This window comes from Streptomyces hilarionis (assembly GCF_024539675.1).
GTDB lineage: Bacteria > Actinomycetota > Actinomycetes > Streptomycetales > Streptomycetaceae > Streptomyces > Streptomyces hilarionis.
The window spans coordinates 1-1913 of sequence record NZ_JAHHIT010000336.1; the positions used below are offsets into that span (position 1 = coordinate 1).

Annotated in this window: 2 protein-coding genes; one reads left to right on the top strand and one right to left on the bottom strand. The window is 73.2% G+C overall.

Going from position 1 to position 1913, the window contains the following annotated elements; all coding sequences use genetic code 11:
- Window positions 1–3 precede the first annotated feature (3 nt).
- Window positions 4–1149: a LacI family DNA-binding transcriptional regulator gene (locus KMS84_RS38445; RefSeq protein ID WP_256921197.1), complete on the bottom strand. Its 1146-nt coding sequence runs from the start codon at window positions 1147–1149 to the stop codon at window positions 4–6.
- A 316-nt stretch (window positions 1150–1465) separates the two neighbouring features.
- On the opposite strand from KMS84_RS38445, the gene KMS84_RS38450 reads away from it, so the two are divergent.
- Window positions 1466–1837: a cupin domain-containing protein gene (locus KMS84_RS38450; protein WP_256921198.1), complete on the top strand. Its 372-nt coding sequence runs from the start codon at window positions 1466–1468 to the stop codon at window positions 1835–1837.
- Window positions 1838–1913: the final 76 nt, after the last annotated feature.

Genomic DNA, 1913 nt, shown 5'->3' on the forward strand with positions numbered 1-1913 from the left:
GGGTCAGACCGCGGTCCGGCGGGGGGCGGGGGTCGCCCGGGCGGCCGGAGCCGCCCCCGCGAACACCCGCACCCCGTCCAGCGGTGTCGCCGGGTCCGGCCGGGCCGTGCGGTTCGGCGGGGGCGCCGTCGAGGACCGGACCACGAGGCTGACGGGCGGGTCGTTCACCGGCATGGGCTCCGCGTCCGGGTTCTCGATGGCGTGCACGAGACGTCTGAGTCCGTCCTGCGCCGTCGCGTCGAACGGCTGCCGCACCGTCGTCAGGGGCGGAGTCACATAGGCGGCCACCGGTATGTCGTCCAGCCCGACGACGCTGATGTCCTGCGGCACCCGCCGGCCGGTCTCGAGCAGTGCGCGGATCAGACCGATGGCCATGTCGTCGTTGGCGGCGAACACCGCCGTGACGTCGTCGTCCTCGGCCAGTTCGAGCCCCGCGCGGTATCCGGAGGCGGCGGACCAGTCGCCCACGAGCACAGGCGGTTCGCGCCTCTCGTGTGCGGCGAGCGTGGCCCGCCAGCCCTCCCTGCGGTCCCGGGCGGCGTACCAGCGCCGCGGACCGCCCAGGTGGTGGACGGTCGGGTGCCCGAGGTCCAGCAGATGCTCGGTGACGGCCCGGGCCAGCCGGTGGGCCACGAGCCCGGAGGTCACCACCCGGCGCGCGGTGAACGGCGGCGGCGCCCCGAGGACCAGGAACGGCACGTCGGAGCGGATCGCGACATCGGCGTCGCCTTCCTCGTCGATCGGCTCGGAGATGACGATGCCGTCCACGCCCTGGTCGAGGAGCGAGTCGACGGCGCCGGCGATACCCGAGGCGTCGCCTTCCACGGTGTTGACCACGCGGAGCGTGTACCCGGTGTCCCGGACGGCCCGCTCCAGGCCCATGAGGAGGGACGCGGGGCCGTAGAGCGCCGTGCCGAGCGTCACTACACCGATGGACCGGGTCCGGCCCGAGGCCAGTGCCCGCGCGGCGTGGTTCAGCCGGTAGCCGAGGGTCTCTGCGGCTTCCAGGACCCGCCGGCGCACGTCTTCGGAGACGTACTGCTCACCGTTCATGACCCTGGACACCGTCTTCTGCGAAACGCCCGCCAGCCGCGCCACGTCGATGCTGCGTGGTGCGGCGCCGGTGCTGCGGCCTGCCAGTCGCGCCATGGGTCTCTCCAAGATCTCCGGCAGCCGACAGCGCGGTCCTTTCCGTATGACTGCGCTGACATGACTGCGCAGACATATCTACGCAGGCGAAGGGAGCGCGTCAAGGGTTTGCGCAACATCGCCGTCTTCCGGCAGCAACGTCGAGTGCCCTCGCCGGCCGTTGCCGGGCAAGGATCCCGCCGTCGGCAGGGCGTCGACGGCGCCGTCGAGAGCGGCGTCCACAGCGCGGGGACCAGGCAGAACCGGGGCGCCGAGCCGATGCCTCCCGCTCAGACGCGGATTGCCGGCGTCCTGCGCCATGAACGACAGTGGGTGCGTGGACGACAGTGTGTACGTGGGCAACGCGGGCAAGGACGCCCCCCTGGACCGGGGCTGGCTCCTCGGGCACTTCAAGGAGGCCGGCGATCCCCGCCACAGTGAGGCCGTGGAGATCAAGTGGGGTGTCCACCCTCGCGGCGACCGGCGCGGGGAATGGGTGCGGGGCGAGGAACGCACCGCGCTCCTGGTCCTGATCAGCGGCCGTTTCCGGGTGCTGCTGCCCGGACGCGAGGTGGTCCTGGCGGAGCAGGGCGACTACGTCGTGTGGGGGCACGGGGTCGACCACTCGTGGTACGCCGAGGAGGAGTCGGTCCTGCTGACGGTCCGGTGGCCGTCTGTGCCCGGTTACGCGGTGCCGAGCCGGGGGTGAGCGTCAGGCGGCTGGGCGGGTCGGCGCGCGACGGCACGACCAGGGCCGCGCTCGCTCCCGGGGCGGGGCTCGGGGG

What these genes read in the sequence shown, in the direction of transcription:
- KMS84_RS38445 (WP_256921197.1), bottom strand. Translation starts at nt 1,149, where the DNA reads ATGGCGCGACTGGCAGGCCGCAGCACCGGCGCCGCACCACGCAGCATC.